The organism is Roseivirga misakiensis, assembly GCF_001747105.1.
In the GTDB taxonomy this organism is placed as follows: domain Bacteria; phylum Bacteroidota; class Bacteroidia; order Cytophagales; family Cyclobacteriaceae; genus Roseivirga; species Roseivirga misakiensis.
Window position 1 is genome coordinate 1,066,154 of the sequence record NZ_MDGQ01000003.1, and the last position, 17,079, is coordinate 1,083,232.

General features: G+C 40.0%; 17 protein-coding genes. 15 read left to right on the forward strand and 2 right to left on the reverse strand.

What is annotated here, in order from left to right:
- The first annotated feature begins 19 nt into the window (after nt 1-19).
- From BFP71_RS04925 to BFP71_RS04935, 3 genes are all read left to right on the forward strand, one after another.
- On the forward strand, nt 20-760 hold the full coding sequence (locus BFP71_RS04925) for a GLPGLI family protein (protein ID WP_069834316.1): 741 nt from the start codon (nt 20-22) through the stop codon (nt 758-760).
- A 155-nt stretch (nt 761-915) separates the two neighbouring features.
- On the forward strand, nt 916-1,785 hold the full coding sequence (locus tag BFP71_RS04930; RefSeq protein WP_069834317.1) for a GLPGLI family protein: 870 nt from the start codon (nt 916-918) through the stop codon (nt 1,783-1,785).
- A 23-nt stretch (nt 1,786-1,808) separates the two neighbouring features.
- Nucleotides 1,809-4,499, forward strand: coding sequence for an outer membrane beta-barrel protein (locus tag BFP71_RS04935; protein WP_069834318.1), 2,691 nt, complete (start codon nt 1,809-1,811; stop codon nt 4,497-4,499).
- 61 nt (nt 4,500-4,560) lie between these two features.
- On the opposite strand, the gene BFP71_RS04940 is transcribed toward BFP71_RS04935, so the two are convergent.
- Both BFP71_RS04940 and BFP71_RS04945 read right to left on the reverse strand, forming a co-directional pair.
- Nucleotides 4,561-4,839 carry a hypothetical protein gene (locus BFP71_RS04940; protein ID WP_069834319.1) on the reverse strand — a complete coding sequence of 93 codons (279 nt, stop codon included), beginning with the start codon at nt 4,837-4,839 and terminating at the stop codon, nt 4,561-4,563.
- A complete protein-coding gene (locus tag BFP71_RS04945; RefSeq protein ID WP_069834320.1) occupies nt 4,836-5,939 on the reverse strand; it encodes a DegT/DnrJ/EryC1/StrS family aminotransferase in 1,104 nt (367 codons plus the stop codon). Before BFP71_RS04945 ends, BFP71_RS04940 begins: the two co-directional genes overlap by 4 nt.
- A gap of 114 nt (nt 5,940-6,053) precedes the next feature.
- Here BFP71_RS04945 and BFP71_RS04950 point away from each other — a divergent pair, with 114 nt between their 5' ends.
- The 12 genes from BFP71_RS04950 (at nt 6,054) to BFP71_RS05005 (ending at nt 17,076) form a co-directional block, all read left to right on the forward strand.
- Nucleotides 6,054-6,626 (forward strand): DUF4287 domain-containing protein, encoded by a 573-nt coding sequence (locus BFP71_RS04950; RefSeq protein ID WP_069834321.1) that lies wholly within the window; start codon nt 6,054-6,056, stop codon nt 6,624-6,626.
- 6 nt (nt 6,627-6,632) lie between these two features.
- Complete coding sequence (locus BFP71_RS04955; protein ID WP_069834322.1) at nt 6,633-7,025, forward strand: DUF1801 domain-containing protein; 393 nt, start codon at nt 6,633-6,635, stop codon at nt 7,023-7,025.
- 218 nt (nt 7,026-7,243) lie between these two features.
- Nucleotides 7,244-8,146 carry a helix-turn-helix domain-containing protein gene (locus BFP71_RS04960; RefSeq protein ID WP_069834323.1) on the forward strand — a complete coding sequence of 301 codons (903 nt, stop codon included), beginning with the start codon at nt 7,244-7,246 and terminating at the stop codon, nt 8,144-8,146.
- Nucleotides 8,147-8,234: 88 nt separating this feature from the next.
- Nucleotides 8,235-8,651, forward strand: coding sequence for a nuclear transport factor 2 family protein (locus BFP71_RS04965; RefSeq protein ID WP_069834324.1), 417 nt, complete (start codon nt 8,235-8,237; stop codon nt 8,649-8,651).
- A 70-nt stretch (nt 8,652-8,721) separates the two neighbouring features.
- Nucleotides 8,722-9,546 (forward strand): class D beta-lactamase, encoded by an 825-nt coding sequence (gene blaOXA, locus BFP71_RS04970; RefSeq protein WP_069834325.1) that lies wholly within the window; start codon nt 8,722-8,724, stop codon nt 9,544-9,546.
- Between the two features lie 46 nt (nt 9,547-9,592).
- Nucleotides 9,593-10,048 (forward strand): hypothetical protein, encoded by a 456-nt coding sequence (locus BFP71_RS04975; RefSeq protein ID WP_069834326.1) that lies wholly within the window; start codon nt 9,593-9,595, stop codon nt 10,046-10,048.
- Nucleotides 10,049-10,107: 59 nt separating this feature from the next.
- The gene (locus BFP71_RS04980; protein ID WP_069834327.1) at nt 10,108-11,013 is read left to right on the forward strand and encodes a helix-turn-helix domain-containing protein; all 906 of its coding nucleotides are present in this window, start codon (nt 10,108-10,110) and stop codon (nt 11,011-11,013) included.
- A 200-nt stretch (nt 11,014-11,213) separates the two neighbouring features.
- On the forward strand, nt 11,214-12,128 hold the full coding sequence (locus BFP71_RS04985; RefSeq protein ID WP_176723323.1) for an alpha/beta hydrolase: 915 nt from the start codon (nt 11,214-11,216) through the stop codon (nt 12,126-12,128).
- A gap of 24 nt (nt 12,129-12,152) precedes the next feature.
- Entirely contained in the window at nt 12,153-12,998 is an 846-nt protein-coding gene (locus BFP71_RS04990) for an oxidoreductase (RefSeq protein WP_069834576.1), read from the forward strand.
- A 305-nt stretch (nt 12,999-13,303) separates the two neighbouring features.
- The gene (locus BFP71_RS04995) at nt 13,304-13,801 is read left to right on the forward strand and encodes a hypothetical protein (protein ID WP_069834328.1); all 498 of its coding nucleotides are present in this window, start codon (nt 13,304-13,306) and stop codon (nt 13,799-13,801) included.
- A gap of 313 nt (nt 13,802-14,114) precedes the next feature.
- On the forward strand, nt 14,115-16,502 hold the full coding sequence (locus BFP71_RS05000; protein WP_069834329.1) for an ABC transporter permease: 2,388 nt from the start codon (nt 14,115-14,117) through the stop codon (nt 16,500-16,502).
- Nucleotides 16,503-16,554: 52 nt separating this feature from the next.
- On the forward strand, nt 16,555-17,076 hold the full coding sequence (locus BFP71_RS05005) for a redoxin family protein (RefSeq protein ID WP_069834330.1): 522 nt from the start codon (nt 16,555-16,557) through the stop codon (nt 17,074-17,076).
- The last annotated feature ends 3 nt before the right edge of the window (nt 17,077-17,079 follow it).

Sequence of the window (17,079 nt, forward strand, 5' to 3'; positions counted from 1 at the left end):
TCCAATAAATAACACGTCAATGAAAAGCACACTATTTAAATCTATACTCCTCCTTGGGCTTCTTGTTCTAGGAGTTTCGGCATCTTTCGGCCAACAAATTCAAGGAATCGCTACCTATAATACGGTTCGAGATTATGGCAAAGCTGGAGTTAAAACCGATGGCATGTCAGAAGAGATGAAACAGCAGATAGCAGCTATGATGAAAGCCCGAGCTCAAAAGACTTTCATACTCTATTTTAACGGAGAAGAGGCCAATTGGATAGACTCGAAAAACCCTGACGAGAAAAGAAAATATCGTGACTTAGCCAAAGGTCTTTTCATAGAAGAATCCGCAATTCTAAATAGTAATTACTTAGTCAAGGGTGAGTTATCATCTGGAGAATGGCAACTAAGTGATGAGACAAAACAGATTGGACCGTACTTGGCAAAAAAGGCCACAGCCATTAGAACTTGGCAGCGTGTAGTCAAAAAAGGACAGCAATCCGAGATAGTATCAGACGCTAGAGAAGTAGTGGCTTGGTATACCGAAGAAATACCGATAAAGCATGGACCCGATCACTACTGGGGGCTTCCTGGCTTGGTCTTAACTCTTGACGACGGCAAAATGAAGTATGAGTGTGTTACTGTAAATATCGAGCCAGAAGAGGCAGTGAAAATCACTATACCAACCATCGGTAAAAAGGTAAGTCGAGAAGAGTATAAAAAGATTCAAGAGGAGCAAAGAGACTTATTCCTCAAGGGTTTTAGTGGGGGCCAATAAAAAATGTCAGACCCTGAGCAAAGGCATCTTCTATCAGGAAACAGCCTTTAAACGATTTAAACAGTGATTTTCGATGCTTAACACACGTTAACACTGGTTAACTCAAAGTAAAGTCTACCTTTTATTCATTTGTAAAATCTCAAAATGTTCAAAAAATGAAAAAGTTAAAAAATCAGTTTTTACTCACTATTGCACTCATGGCCATTGGTATGGTTTCATTGAATGCACAAAACTTCCAAGGTTATGCCACTTACCAAAGTGCAACCAAAGGCAGGTCGATATCCTTTAAGGGTGAAGGCATTACTCCAGATATGCAGGAGAAATTAGAAAGTGCCCTTAAAAAACAAGGTCAGAAAGAATACACACTGAAATTCAATTTGAGTGAATCTAGTTGGCAAGAAGATGCAAGTTTAGGAAATGCCCCTGCTGGTGCTGGTGGTACTACCGCTATTGTGATGTCTGTTGGAACAGGTCAAGAATCTCTGAAGTATAGAAATACGGCGGAAAACAAATATTTAGAAGAGACAAACCTCTTTGGAAAACCATTCTTAATTCAAGACGAAGCAAGCAGAAAAGAATGGGTGCTTACTGACGAAACCAAAGAAATCGGTGGCTATACAGCTCAGAAGGCTGTATTTGAACGAACTGTCGAAAGAAGTCAAATGTCTTTCACCAGTTTCGATGATGGTGATGGCGAAGATAACTCGGGCGAAACTAAGACCTATACTGATACCATCAGAGTAGAAGCTTGGTTTACATCTGAAATTCCAGTGGCTCACGGACCTGATGCCTACTGGGGACTTCCAGGGCTTATTCTAGAGCTCAACGATGGATCTAGAACTTTCCTTTGTACCAAAGTTGTCCTTAACCCAGAAGAAGGTGTAGAAATCAAAAAGCCAAAAAAGGGTAAAAAGGTAACTAGAGATGAATACAAGGAAATTGTGCAGGAGAAAATGAAAGAGATGTCAGAGAAATATAGCGGCGGAGGTGCAAGTCGTGTCATTCGAATAGGTGGAGGACAATAATTTAAACTAAAGGTCAAAAACTCATGAAAAAGTTTATTCTCATCACCATTGTTTCGCTTTTCTGCTTCTCTTTTCAAGCACAGGCTCAAAAGAAAGTACCTTACATAGGGCAAATCACAGATACCTTGGGCGTGCCCTTACAGTTTGCCAATATACTGGCGATGGATACGGTCAAAAACAGCATTGCTGCCTTTGGTGTGACTGATCCTAGAGGCAACTTCCGACTTACGCTTCAAGAAGGTAAAGCTTATAAAATCAAAATCAGCTTTATCGGATTCTTACCTGTTGAATCAATGATAAAAGCCTATGATAACACGAGTGCTCCATTGTCAATAGCCCTAAGAGAAAACTCAAAACAACTAGGTGATGTGGAAGTAGTCACTGAAATGCCTGTCTTAATCCAAGGTGATACAATCACATACAAGGCGGACGTATTTACCAAGGGAAATGAGCGAAAACTAGGGGATGTATTGAATGAACTACCCGGCTTCGAGGTCAACGAAGACGGACAAGTCAAAGTAGAAGGTCAGACGATCAACAAACTGATGGTGGATGGAAAAGAAGCCTTTGGTGGTGACACAAAACTCATGACCAAAAACCTACCTGCCAATGTTGTAGACAAAGTTCAGCTATTGAAAAACTTCAATGACGTGGCACCCCTCAGTAGCGTGAACCAAAGCGAAGCAATGGCTTTGAACATTATGCTAAAGGAAGACAAAAAGAACATTCTTTTTGGTGATCTTACCGCAGGGGCTGGACCTGAAAACAGGTATTTAGGGCATGCAAACGCCTTTTATTATAGCCCAAAAACTAGTCTAAACTTTATAGGAGGGGCCAATAATGTGGGTAAACTTACCTTTACCATGAGCGACTATTTTAGATTCTCAGGTGGTTTAGGAGGATTTGCTGGTAGATCAGGTTCAGGTCTAAGGCTAAGCTCTAACAATCTTGGGTTTCCAGTGGCTGAAAGAAATAATGCTCAGGAACTGAAAAATGAAACACTTGCCTTCAATTTTAACTCTACCCCTTCTAAAAGTTGGAACATCAGTGGCTTTGCTATTGGCTCGAAGGTAAATAATACCCTAGGTTCAGTTTCCCGACGAAACTACATCTTACAAACTGGAGATAATCAGGAAATCCTGACTTCGGCTACCAATACAAGATCAAATGCAGGCTTATTCAAGTTCAATACAAAGTATACGCCTAATCCATTGTTACAGGTGGGCTATGATGCTTTGGTGAGAATTTCTGATTCTGAAAACATTACTACTCAAAATTCAGAATTCGGAGGGATAAATAATGCGATTGGTGGAGTGACTGCACAGCAACCTTGGTCTATTCAAAATCAGTTGAGTGCTTTCTATGCCGCGGATGATAAGAACGTATTGTCATTGGAAGCCTCTTATGAGTACAAGTTTCAAGATCCGTTATACGATCTATCAACTTCAGAAAGACCATTTGCTTCCTTAATCACCCTCAGCGATGACAACCCTTTTAACATTCTTCAGTCAAGGGTAATTAAGACAAACAATCAGGAAGCCATATTGAATTATTATCGAATTCTGAATAAGACCAATCACATAAACTTGAGTGTTGGTAATGTTTATACAGAACAAAGCATGACCTCAGACTTGGTACAGCTAGTAAATGATAATGAGTTCGATTTGGGTAATCCCGACCTTATCAACGATGTAGATTACCGATTCCAAGATTATTATGCAGGAGTTACCCTTAAAACCAAGTTTGGAAGACTCCTTTTCACACCGAGCTTAAATTTGCACTATTATCAAATAGAAAATGTGCAAAGAGGTACTACTGAGCGATTTGACAAAACGTTATTATTACCGTCAGTGTCCGCTCGTTACAAATTCAGTTCTTCACATTCACTAAGTTTCAATTACAATCCAAGGGCAGAGTTTACTGACATTCAGAATTTAGCCAGGGGATTAATCGTTAGAAGCTACAACTCCCTATTTGGTGGAAATCCGATATTGAAGAACAGCTTTTACCATAATCTATCGATGAACTACTCGAACTTTAGCATGTACAGTTTCTTCAATCTCTATGGTGGACTAAACTACTCTAAGCGATTCGATGATGTGTCTAATATTATTCAATTCAATGGACTTGAAAGGGTAAATACACCAATCAACATTGATGTAGCGAATGAGACGATGTCGGGGAATATTAATGCAGATAAGCGTTTCGATAGTTTCAGTATTAACTTCAGTGGCCGAGTATCGAGAAGTATCAGTAACAACTTCATCGGTGATATCTTAAACGAAAATGTATCGTTCCAGCAAACGTATACTACAGGGCTTTCGACTACTTTCTTTAAGAAACTTAATATTGACATTGGGGTTGAAAAAACCTTCAATCGATATGACGGAAATAACATTTCAAATCGATTTGAGAACGACAAACCATTCATAAAAATGGACGTGAGGTTCTTGAAAGGGTTCCGATTAGATGTAGACTATGAATACAACAACTACCAGAACAAGGCCAACGACATCCAAAGTGACTTTGAAATCCTAGACGTAGAATTGACCTACAGAAAAGGCAAGTCACCATGGGAATTCAGAGTCGAAGGAATGAACCTACTGAATACCACAGGAATTCGTAGAGATTCATTTAGCGAAAGTTTAATTAGTACTTATGAATATTTTATTCAGAAAAGATATTGGCTATTGAGTATCGTTTACGATCTATAAAACTAGCTGATACACTTTGAGATTAAGAATCGCGGCATTGGGCAACTAGTGTCGCGATTTCTCATTTAGGAAAATCAAAGACACGCCTCCACAGGTGTTTTATTCCATGAATTATAACACCCATAACTACGGTAAATGCCAATAGGTAAATCCAAATTGACCCAATAACCCAACCAAACCAGTAATCAATAATTGCACGGATATCTTGCCAAAAATTATCATTCAGTCGCTCTGGAAAATTCTCCGCTAACTCAAAATGAGCCAGAGCCATAGAAAAGACAAAGCCAATTTCAAAAGCATGAAGAAAACTATTAGTCCAAGATATCTTCTTCTTTTTCATATGCTTATGAATGCTTTAATCCCTTCGATAACCTTATCTTGATGGTCTTTCGGCATTCTTGGATACAACGGAAGCGATAAAGTTTGCTCCTGTTGCAGAAAGGCCCTCGGAAATTCTGTATGCTGATGTTCTAACTGCTTATAGGCATCGGTAAAAGGCACTGCTTTCGGGTAGTGAATTTGTGTCTGAATACCATTGGCTTCTAAATAAGCTTTGAGATCATTTCGGCGCGGTGAACGAATCTCATAGATGTGAAATACGTGCGATTCACCCGCCTCAGCATTTGGCAATGCTATTTCACTTAACCCATTCAATGATTCATGATAATATGCCGCCAATTCCCTTCGTGCCAGCGTCCAGGCATCGATATGGTCTAGTTTCCGAAGCAACACTGCGGCTTGAATAGTATCCATACGGCTATTTATACCTATGAATTCATGACTGTCCTTACCAATTCCTCCATGATTGGCAAACTTTCTACAGGCTAACGCCAGTGAATCATCTTTTGCGGAAATACAGCCTCCATCACCAAGAGCACCTAGGTTTTTGGAAGGGTAAAAGCTAAAAACAGCAGCATCTCCAAAACTACCTGCCATTCCTGAGGGTAGCTTCGCAAAATGAGATTGTGCGCAGTCTTCAATCACTTTTAAGCCATGGCGGTTGGCCAAATTCATCAGCTTTGGCATAGCAACCATTTGACCATAGAGATGTACTGGAATAATAGCTTTTGTCTTGAGTGAAATGGCCCCTTCAATAAGATCTAAATCAATTAATCCATGCTCATCTACATCTACAAACACTGGTTTAGCCCCTAATTGACTCACAACAGAGGCATCAGATATCCAGGTCATGGCTGGAACAATAACCTCATCGCCAGGCTGAATGCCCAACATTTTTAAGGTAATAAAAAGGGCATCGGTACAGTTGCCAACAGAGACACAATTTGCTACGCCAATTTTGTCAGCAAAAGCATTTTCAAAAGCGGTGACTGATTTGCCAAATAAATAGTGTGATTCATCAAGTGACTCATGAAAGGCCGCCTCCAACTCCATTCGGATTGGGTCATTTATCGCTTTTAAGTCCAAAAAAGGCACTTGCATGGTGAAATATAAATGAATTTATCCTCATAAACCGCCTTGGAAATAGATCAAGGCTTCAAATCATGGTGATTTAAAAGGCTTTGGTTATTTTCATCCTCCACAAAAATATTCGTTATGGCCACTCCTGAAGAAATGCTACAAACCATGATTAACAATATGCCTGAAAAAACAGGTAAATCACTGAATGACTGGCATGCAGTGTTGAAAAGCTCGGGTTTAGCCAAACACGGTGAGTTTATGAAATTGCTTAAAGGTGAACATGGGGTCACGCATGGCTTTGCCAATACAATTTCACAACTCTATTTAAAACCAGAATTGCTCGAAAAAAAGGCTGAAAGTGGAGACGAAGCAGATGAGAAGCTGCTCAAAGGAAAAGACGGCATTGTAGACATCTTTCAAAAGGCAAAAAGCCAATTTAAAGAGGTTAAAGGAGATGTGGAATTCTCCTACAAGAATACCTATATCAGTCTAAGAACACCTAAAAAGCAGTTTGCTTTACTACAGCCAAGCACAAAAACAAGGGTAGATATTGGTTTGAATTTAAAAGGTGTGGCGCCCGAAGGCACAGTTGAAGCTGCGGGAAGTTGGAATGCTATGGTCACTCATCGTGTAAAACTCACAGCTGCCGATCAGGTGGACGCTAACTTAGCGCAGTGGATACAAAAGGCCTATGATGCCAATTGTTAGTACTCAATGAATAAATTTCAGCCAGTCGATTTTCAAGATTTAGACGATCTTTTCGCATTTCTTCCGTCCAGCGAATTAGAAATTCTTCAGGTTTTGCGCCAATTGATCTATGAATGCATCCCTGAGGTAAAAGAGAAGCTTTCTTACAACGTTCCCTTTTTCCGGGCAAAGAAAACCATCTGTTTTATCTGGCCAGGTTCGGTGCCTTGGGGTGGTACATTTGAAGGCGTACAATTCGGATTTGCTAAAGGGCATTTATTACTAAATGATGACGGCTATCTGGACAGTGGTAAAAGAAAGTACGTGAGAACTAAGACTTTCAGATCGACCAAAGAAATTGATTTCGACCGCCTAAGGGCCTTGTTGTACGAAGCCAGTATGATTGATTCTGAAGGCTGATAAGGTATATCTATCGAAACTTAGCTGATTCGAATATCCTATAGCCCTAAGATTGCGTATGGATTCTTATATTTAAGTAAAATCAAAAAGCTATTTCACGCGAGTACCTCTTTCTAGTAAGCCTTATAGGAGTTATAAATGGCCTTTTTTTAACAGGTTACTTTCTGTTCAGCAAAAAGGGGAGAGAATACACCAATATCTATTTGGGACTATTGCTCATGGCCCTAGTCATTAGAATCGGCAAATCCGTATTCTTTTATTTTGATAGCGGACTAAATGAGAATTACATACTAATCGGTCTTTTAGGTTGTGCCGCTATCGGCCCGATGACCTACTACTTTACCAAAACACAGATCAGCGGAGAAAAGACCTTTGACCCTAAAAGTTTATGGCATTTGGTACCGATGGTATTCTTAGCTGGTTATGCTATATTCTACGAATCCTATGGTGAAAATCGTGCCTTTTGGAGCACTAAGATTGTTCGAGGGATTTACAATTATTGGGGTGTATACCTACTTTACTCCCTTTTCTTAATCGTACGCCAACGACTTATTCTAAAGCAAAGGTTTAACGAAGATGGATGGACAATTGGTGTCGTTCTGGGGGTATCGGCCATATGGATCGCATATTACACCTCAAGCTTCACTTCCTATTTAACGGGTTCACTTACCTTTTCCTTTTTAGTTTATCTATTGGCTTGGGTACTCCTAACACAGCGTAAACAAGTTATCGCCAAAAGAAGAGCAAAAACCAACTCGAACAAACCCTTGGGTACTGTTGAAAAAGGGAAACTTGAGGATAAGATTAAAGCGGTGCTCCTTGATGAAGAACACTACAAAGATCCGAACCTTACCATGCCTGTCTTGGCTAAATTAGTCGGCCAAACGCCGCATCAGTTTTCTTCTTTTATTAACGATCAGTTGAACCAGAACTTTTCGCAGTTCATAAGTGGGTATCGCGTTGAAGCTGCCAAGAAAATGCTGGTAGAAACTCCACACCTCACTGTAGAAGCTATTGGATTTGATTGCGGTTTTAATTCTACTTCTACCTTTCATACCTCCTTTAAAAAAGCCACAGGGCATACGCCTGCTGCTTTCCGAAAACTTACTTCAAGTTTATAAATCCGAAGAACCATTGGCTTTAAAAGGGCTGTTCTGATGCGTGTAATTTGCTATTTGTGACTTCATAACTCACAAAAACAACAAGACAATGAAGAAAACATTTTTAATCGCCGCACTATTACTTTTCGCCAACAGCATAACCTTCGCTCAAGATGATTTGAAAGCAGTTAGGGCCACTTTGACCGACTACATGGAAGGTACCTCCAAAGGGCAAATTGCGAGAATTAAAAGAGCCTTTACGCCAAACGCAGCTTTGTATTCTGTAAATCCAGATGGGACAGAAAAACGCCTTCCTATTGCCACCTACATCGGGTATTTCAAAGAAGGACAAGCAAGAGATAGAAAAGGAAAAATCATATCTGTAGACATAGTAAACGATGCTGCACATGCCAAAGTGGAAATAATTTCTGGAAACACTAGGTTTACGGATTACATGCTGCTTTTGAAGCTGAAAGACGGATGGAAGATTATAAATAAGTCTTATACGCGAGAGAATATCAACTAGGAAATTACCTCCTCAATAGCATAATAGGTCGGCATTAACTAAAATTATGCTGGCCTTTTAATTTTCACTTATGCCGAAAGTTTACCTCACTTTCCTAAGCCTGATTCTTTTAGTTTCATGTTCAGATAAAAAGTCAATACCTAAAAGTGCGACTTGGGAAGAAGTACCTACATTACAAAAAAGTCTAGATGAAGCATTCCTCGACGGAGTCATCGTCGTGTATGATTTAACATTAGACAAATATTATACAAGCAATCAAGCCCTTGCCAGTGTGGGCCAATTACCAGCCTCCACTTTTAAAATTGCCAACTCCATCATAGCCCTAGAGACAGGGGTAATGGCAAGTGATACCACTTTAATCAAATGGGATGGTGAATCGAGGGCAATGAAAGCGTGGGAAGAAGACTTACTGTTTAAGCAGGCGTTCCAGCGTTCTTGTGTACCCTGTTATCAAGAGATCGCTCGGAAAATAGGTACCGAAAGAATGCGTTCTTATTTAGATAAACTTGACTATGGTAACATCGTCTTCGACTCGACGACAATTGATAATTTTTGGCTGATTGGTGACTCAAGGATTAACCCGATCGCGCAAATAGACTTCATAAAAAGGCTTTATCAAAGTGAGCTACCAATTGCGGATAGAACTGAAGGAATTATGAAGCGCATGATGTTGATGTCTCAAACCGATCGATTTAAACTTAGCGGGAAAACGGGTTGGTCCATCGACAAAGGATTTAATAATGGCTGGTTTGTCGGCTTTGTAGAGAAGGCCAATAAGACCTATTTCTTTGCAACGAATATTTCGCCAAAACCTGAGTTTGATATGAATGAATTTTCCGAAATCAGGAAAAGCCTTACCCTAGAAGCATTAAGGCATCTGGAAATCATAGAATAACCATAAGGTAGTCCTGTTTATCCGATGCCTTCGTTAATTTAGCATCATGAATTATCAGACCTTGATTCAAGATTTGGAGATCGCCAGTGCCAAAGAAGAAAAGAGTACTACCCAAAAAGTACTGGACACTCTCATCAAAATATTTCGTCAATTAGAAGAAAGGGAGATCGATATCAACACCATCAACCAACATACCACAGCCATCCACAATGAGCTAAAGTCTGATGCACTTTCATACGGGCAAATTTCAAAGCTTCAAACAGGTCTAACACAGGCTTTGCTTAAAGAACATGGCCTATCGACTAAAGGGTATTATCAAAACCTATGGATGGTTTTAGGAATGAGCATGTTCGGAATTCCTTTGGGCTTAATATTCGGGCTTACTCTAGGTAGCTTTGCCTTTTTCGCACTTGGTTTACCAATTGGAATGCCTATTGGAATTGCTATCGGTATGCAAAAAGAGAAAGAAGCACAAAATGCTGGTACCGTTTTAGAGGTCTAATTTGGCTGAATAGGCTAGGTGTAAATAGCATAAGGGGTTAACTTGAAGGTAACGAGCATATGTTTTCTAGCATTCCATTTCACAAAACAATTAGTGCCTATAATCAGGCCATTAACATACCGTTGCCCAAATTTGAAGATTTCGATGTTCGCGACTTTAGCGAAAACATGGTTACAGTAAGGCTTGAAATGCCAGCCTTTCGACATGGGTTTTATCAAATTGCACTCCTTGAATCTGGCGGAGGGAAAGTAAGTTCAGGTGGTAAAATCTTTGACCTGGATAACTTTACCTTATTTTTCATTCAACCCGGCCAGATTATTCAATGGCAAGTGCCAAAAAATTGGAAAGGATATTACGTTTCTCTATCGGAGTCATTTTATACCATGGCACTTGACCAATTTAAAGTATTACCAGACTTCCCTTTCTTCCAGCGCTACACCCCAGCTTTCAAACTGAAGAGAGAGGAAGCTGGAAAGATGATAGAGGCTTTTCAATCTCTTAAAGCAGAGTATGAGAATAGAGACATTCATACCAATGCCATTATAAAGTCATATTTAGCCACAATTTTAGGGTTTAGCCTGAGGTTTTATGAAAGAGAAAGTAAAGACACTAGCGTACAAAATGCTTTGCTCTCTTTGCCCGATCGATTTAAGAAGGCATTAAATACATATGCTCTTGAAGTAGGGGCTGGTTTAGTGAACGATCATAAAAGCGTTTCAAATTTTGCTGACGACCTTGCTGTAAGTTCCAAGCATCTTTCAGAGACGATCAAAAAATCTACTGGACAAAGCCCCATTGAACATATAAACCAGGTGTTGGTCGAAGAGGCACAGAAACTATTGCTCACCACAGATATGAGTGTGAAAGCGGTAGGATATTACTTAGGCTTCTCTAGTCCATCATACTTTAACAGGCTTTTTAAGAAGATAACTAACACTTCTCCAGCCGAATTTCGCAAGGCTTAGCCACTTCACTTCTCCTTTTTACGTATTCCCCGAAATCCGTGCAATAGCTACGGAAATCAGTGCAATTCTGCACCAGTTATTGACCCGTTCTTTGTCATAGAAATTAAAACAAAGAAATCATGAAATATATCAGTTCACTCATTTTGATAGCCTCTACTCTATTGTTTGGGGCAGTAGTAAAAAATCTAAAAAGTACTCATATGAATAATAAGACACTAAAATCAGGTATGAATAATATCGAATTCAAAAGCGACAACTTGAACCTTGCAGGACATCTGCACCTGCCAGAAGGGTTTAGCCCAAAAAAACAATACGCCGCAGTAGTAGTAGCTGGATCGCTGACATCAGTTAAAGAGCAAATGTCAGATACCTATGCAGCCAAATTAGCACAACAAGGTTTTGTCGCACTGTCATTTGACTTCCGAAATTATGGCGAAAGTGAAGGGGAAATAAGACAGTATGAAGATCCTGAATTAAAACTAAAAGATCTTGAAGCAGCAGTTTCATATTTGTTAGGCCAAGAGTTTGTTAAGTCTGTCGGAGGACTCGGAATTTGTACTGCCGGAGGCAACATGGCCTATCTGGCACACCAAGATGACAGACTAGAAGCATTTGTTACTATTGCTGCTTGGCTTCCAAATGATGAAACACTACCGTTACTATACGGTGGAAAAGAAGCTCTAGAAACACTGAGATTAAAAGGAGAAGCCGCTAAAGAAGTATACAATAGCAAAGGGGTCAATGAAATCATTCCAGCTTACTCAGATCAAGACGAAACAGCTTCTCATGTGGGGCCGATGGAATACTATATGGATAAGAACCGCGGTGGCGGTGTACCAGAGTGGAAGAATGAATTTTCGGTAATGAGCTGGAATACTTGGCTCGATTTTGACCCGATCAGTAGAGCAAAAGAAATCAATGTTCCTGCTATGATCATTCATTCGGATGGTAGCGCATTGCCGAATAATGCCAAGCTTTTTTACGAACAACTCAGTGGTAAAAAAGAATTGATCTGGTTGGAAGTAAACCACTTCGACTTCTACGATCAAGAAGAACAAGTCAATCGATCTTCAAATCATGCAAGCGAGTTCTTTCACAAGACATTAAATCAATAATTGAAAGCTTTAAAACTTAAGAAAATGAATCAAATAGAAACGAATAAAGTATGGTTTATAACTGGCGCCTCTGCCGGTTTTGGAAAAGCATTTGCAGAATACGCCATCTCCCAAAATTACAATGTGGTGGTTACCGCCAGAAGAGTAGATAAGTTGACACAGCTAGAGGGTTTAGCGCCAAAACAGGTGCTGGCACTACGAATGGATGTTAATGACAATTCTCAAATTGAAGAAGCCGTTGACAAAGGCATGAAACGCTTTGGCCAAATTGATGTCCTTATTAATAATGCAGGATATGGAACTGTAGGGGCACTTGAAGAAACACCTGAGGATGAGCTTCGAGCCCAAATGGAAACGAATTTCTTTGGAGCGATCGCCGTAACCAAAGCCATTCTCCCACACATGCGCGACCAAAAGTCAGGTGCTATTGTCAATATGAGTAGTATGGGGGGCCAAATGTCTTTTGGAGGTTTTGGCCCTTACTCTGCCTCCAAGTTTGCACTTGAAGGAGCCTCCGAAGCACTAGCGCAAGAAGTGGCTCCCTTTGGGATTAAAGTGATGATTGTCGAGCCGGGAGCATTCAGAACTGACTTTGCCGGCAGTGCCCTAAAGCATATGCCAGAAATGGATGCTTATAAAGAAATTGTAGGAGGAACGCGTGAATTCGCTCAAGGTATGGACCAAACGCAGGAGGGTGATCCTGCTAAAGCGGCTATTGCAATTGATAAAGCCCTAGCAGCCGAGAACACACCGCTCAGGCTACAATTAGGTGAAGATTCCATTAATGCCATTAAAGAACATAGCGAAAACTTATTATCAGAATTGAAAGCCTGGGAAAGTATCGGTTTGGATACCAAAATGGCTGACTAATAAGTAACTAGAAATTGTATCTACAAATCTTCGTGTGAAGCTGGATTTTTACAATCAGGTTTCGGAGATTAATGAGCACTCCCGTATTTCGGGGTGCTTTTTTTATAAAAATCGATCTAAAGGAGCATCAAAAATCAGATAGAATACATAAAAACTGAAACCTATATATTTTAGTAGTCCGTGTCTGATTGACCCAATTCAATCTCATAGGAATTGATAGAGGATTTAATCAACTACCGAAATAGACCCCTCTAGATTTATATTTTCGGTTATGGAATTGCTCGAACAATGGGTAAATTCAGTCAATGTCCAACCTCACAATCAGACCTCGCTTCAAAGAAGAACTCAAATTGAGCGCAGTGGCGTATAAAGAGCTGATTCAGAAAATGGTCGATCAGACAGATAGCTTTAGTGGCTTGGTTTCACAGCGATACTGTGTGATCAAAATTAGCCCTGATAAAAGACATTTTTGGTCGCCTCAATTGACCTTAAGCATAGAAGAAAAACGGGAGGAATTACTTGAAGTACGAGGACTATATGGACCAAAACCGAGTGTTTGGGCTATTTTCTTCATGTCTTATGCAGCATTGGGATTGCTTACACTCTTTGTAGGGATTTATGGTATGTCGTTGACAATGCTAGGTAAACCGTCCCAGATTCTGTGGGCCATTCCCATCATGATCGGCATTGCAGTGCTACTTTACTTTGTTTCTCGTGCAGGAAGAAAGATGGGGAACGAACAAATACTGGAAATACATGATTTCTACCAAGGAATAACGCAGCACAAAGTAGCTTTAACATAAAAAAACCCGAGGTTAACTACTCCTCGGGTTACTAAACAAATAAACTACTAACTATATGAAGAGAATTACTAACTGTAATTCTGATAATTATTTATGATTGCACTTTCAATAATCATACCAATTGCATGTGTTCATTCTCTATATATACAATGCAAATCTGGCAGAAATGTTTCACTCTTTAGGTTATTTTAACCTTAATTAACCGTTAAGCTTGCTTAACAATTCGGAAACCAAAGGTTCGGGAGTGGTTTGATAAGCCAATTACTTCTTATATCTTTAACGAAACTCTTAGTTGTAATTTAACTCAACGCACATGATTAAGTATGCCTTCCGCGTTTTATGGAAAAACAGATTCTTCAGTTTGTTGAATATCGTCGGTTTAACTTTCGGTTTATCTGCTAGTATTTGGCTGGTCCTTTTCCTTCAAAACGAACTTACATTTGATTTGCATCACCCAAATCACGAGCGTGTATATCGAGTGAGCCATGTGTTTTCAGCCCCCGGAGTAGAGTTCAATACTGCCTATTCTGCATCAGAACTCAGCCCGATGCTCAAAGAAGAGTTTCCAGAAATTGAGGCTTTCGCCAGGTTTCTACCCCTACAAGTATCCGAAATTTTCTACAACAATCAGTTGTTGCAGCAACCAGAAATGTTTTACACTGACCCTGCTGTTTTCGACATTTTCAACGTCAATCTTTTGAGTGGAAACCAAGAGACCGCCCTATCAAATACCCGCAGTGCGATTATCTCCAAAACTGTCTCGGAAAAACTCTTCGGCCAAGAAAGTGCACTCGACAAAACCGTTAAGATAGATGGCAATGATATGATTGTCACTGGCGTTTTTGAAGACCTCCCAAAAAACACACACTTTACCTTCGAAGTCCTAATTTCTGGAGCTAGTGGCAGGGAATGGGCAACGCGCGACGGTGTTTTTGATTCTGAAGTGCTTTGGAATGCAAACTGTGCCAACTATGTGCTTTTTACTCCAGGCACTGATGTAGAAAACTTCAAAGCTAAGTTTGGGCCTTTTAATGATAAGTACTTTATGCCTTTTGGGAATAAAATCGAAGGCTCACACACACTTAGGCTTCAGCAACTACCAAGCATTCATTATGACAAAGAGGCTATCAATGATGACTTTGCTAAAGGAAACCCCACTAACCTGATCATCTTCTCTATTGTGGGTTTTGCGATACTTCTTTTGGCCTGCATAAACTACATAAACCTCTCTACCGCTCGAGCTGGTTCTCGGGCTAAAGAAATCGCTATAAGAAAAGTACTCGGCACCAATGTCAGTAGGCTAAAAGCCACAATCCTCGCAGAATCTCTGGTTCAGGTATTCATAGCGTATATACTATCGATTTTTGTGGTTTGGGGTATGATCGCGCAAACTCCGTTACAATCTTGGATAGGCGTTTCTTTTGACTTCACACTTTTCGAAAACCCAGTACTCCTTCTCACTTCACTAGTAATTGTTACGATTACAGGGCTAATTTCGGGTTTATACCCAGCCTTTTACCTTTCCAAAATCAACACGATCGGTGCTTTGAAAGGTAGCTGGACAGCCAATAAATCCAGTAATTTTTTCAGACAAGGCTTAGTGCTTTTTCAATTCGTTATTTCGATCAGTGTTTTATTGAGTACAATGCTGATGAAAGACCAAATTGACTTTCTTCAGACTAAAGACATGGGATTTTCAAAAGATCAGATCTTACTAATCAATACTTCTGACTCTATTGCTCAATCAAAGTACCAAGTATTAAAAGATGCTTTGGAGTCCAATACTGCGATTGAAAAAGTGACTTCCTCAAATTTTGTGGCGGGCACAGACATTGGTCAAATCGTCTTTAATGTAGAAAGAGATGGGCAACAAGTACAGCAAGAATTCAAGTTCATACACGGTGACGAAGACTACTTGGAAACTTTTGAAATCCCGTTGGTCACAGGCCGATCATATAGCGGAAAAGAAACGCGTGGTAACCAATATTTCGTGATCAATGAAAAAGCTGCTGAACTGTTAGGTTGGGATGATCCAGTTGGCAAAAACCTCGGTTTCTTTCATCAAGAAGTTCCCGGGCAGGTTATTGGGGTTATGAGAGATTTCAATCACTTCTCATTACATAATCCAATTGAACCCTTAGTTTACGTTTTCAACCCTCAACCTGGTAGACATTTAATTGTTCGTTTCAATCAAAATAGGGTAGATGAGGCATTAGCAGCGGTTAGAGAAAACTGGGATCAAGCTTTGCCAAACTATCCGCTTGAATACAGCTTTCTGAATGATCGAATGAATACCCTCTATGAAGCCGACAAAACTCAAAGCAAATTGATCGGCGCGATGACTGTTTTATGTATCGCCATTTCACTGATCGGTTTAACGGGATTGACTTCTTTCAATATCAGCCAACGCAAAAAGGAAATAGGAATCCGTAAAGTGCTCGGCGCCATGACGGTTAAAATCGTTACGCTGATATTTTCTAGTACGCTTAAGCTAATCATCATCGCCACGCTTATTGCTGCGCCACTTTCATACTACATCATTAGCCAATGGCTTCAAAACTTTGAGTATCAAACAGCACTAGACGTGGGCATTATGGCCTTAGGCTGTGTTGGTGCTTTGCTACTGACTTTTGTATTAGTAAGCAGTTTGGTCATCAAAACGGCCCGAAAAAACCCTGTAGATTCACTGCGGTATGAGTAGGTTTTGTTCTTTTTGAATTATGTTGTTCAATGGCTTTGGCTATCTTAGTTAAATGAAAATCGGTTCTTTAAAAATTCTGGTTTTGTGTTTTCTGTTGAGTGCTTGCCAATCTGGAACAGCACAAAAAACAACGGACGATATCATTATTAATGAATTATCCAGTGAGTTATCGTCACTTGACAAAGTCATTAAAATGCACCCCAATCAGGTCTTATATATTGACTTTTGGGCCACTTGGTGCAAGCCTTGTATAGAGGAGTTTAAGCATAAAGATGACTTGAAAGCTTACGCTGATGAGAAAGGATTTAAGCTGCTCTATGTTTCTGTAGACAGAAGTTCCGCCGTAGCTAATTGGAAAAAGTTAATTGAAGCCAATGACCTCAAAGGAAGCCACTACATTTTACCCGTGGACAAATACCCTCCGATGGAAATAGCAGAAATCAATGGCAACAGGAAAAGTTTCAGAATTCCTAGGTATATGATCGTGGATAAGGAAGGGAACATCGTAGAAAATGATGCTCCCCGACCGTCGAGGATCAGGGCTTTAAAAACCTTGATCTCTAATTATCTCTAAGTA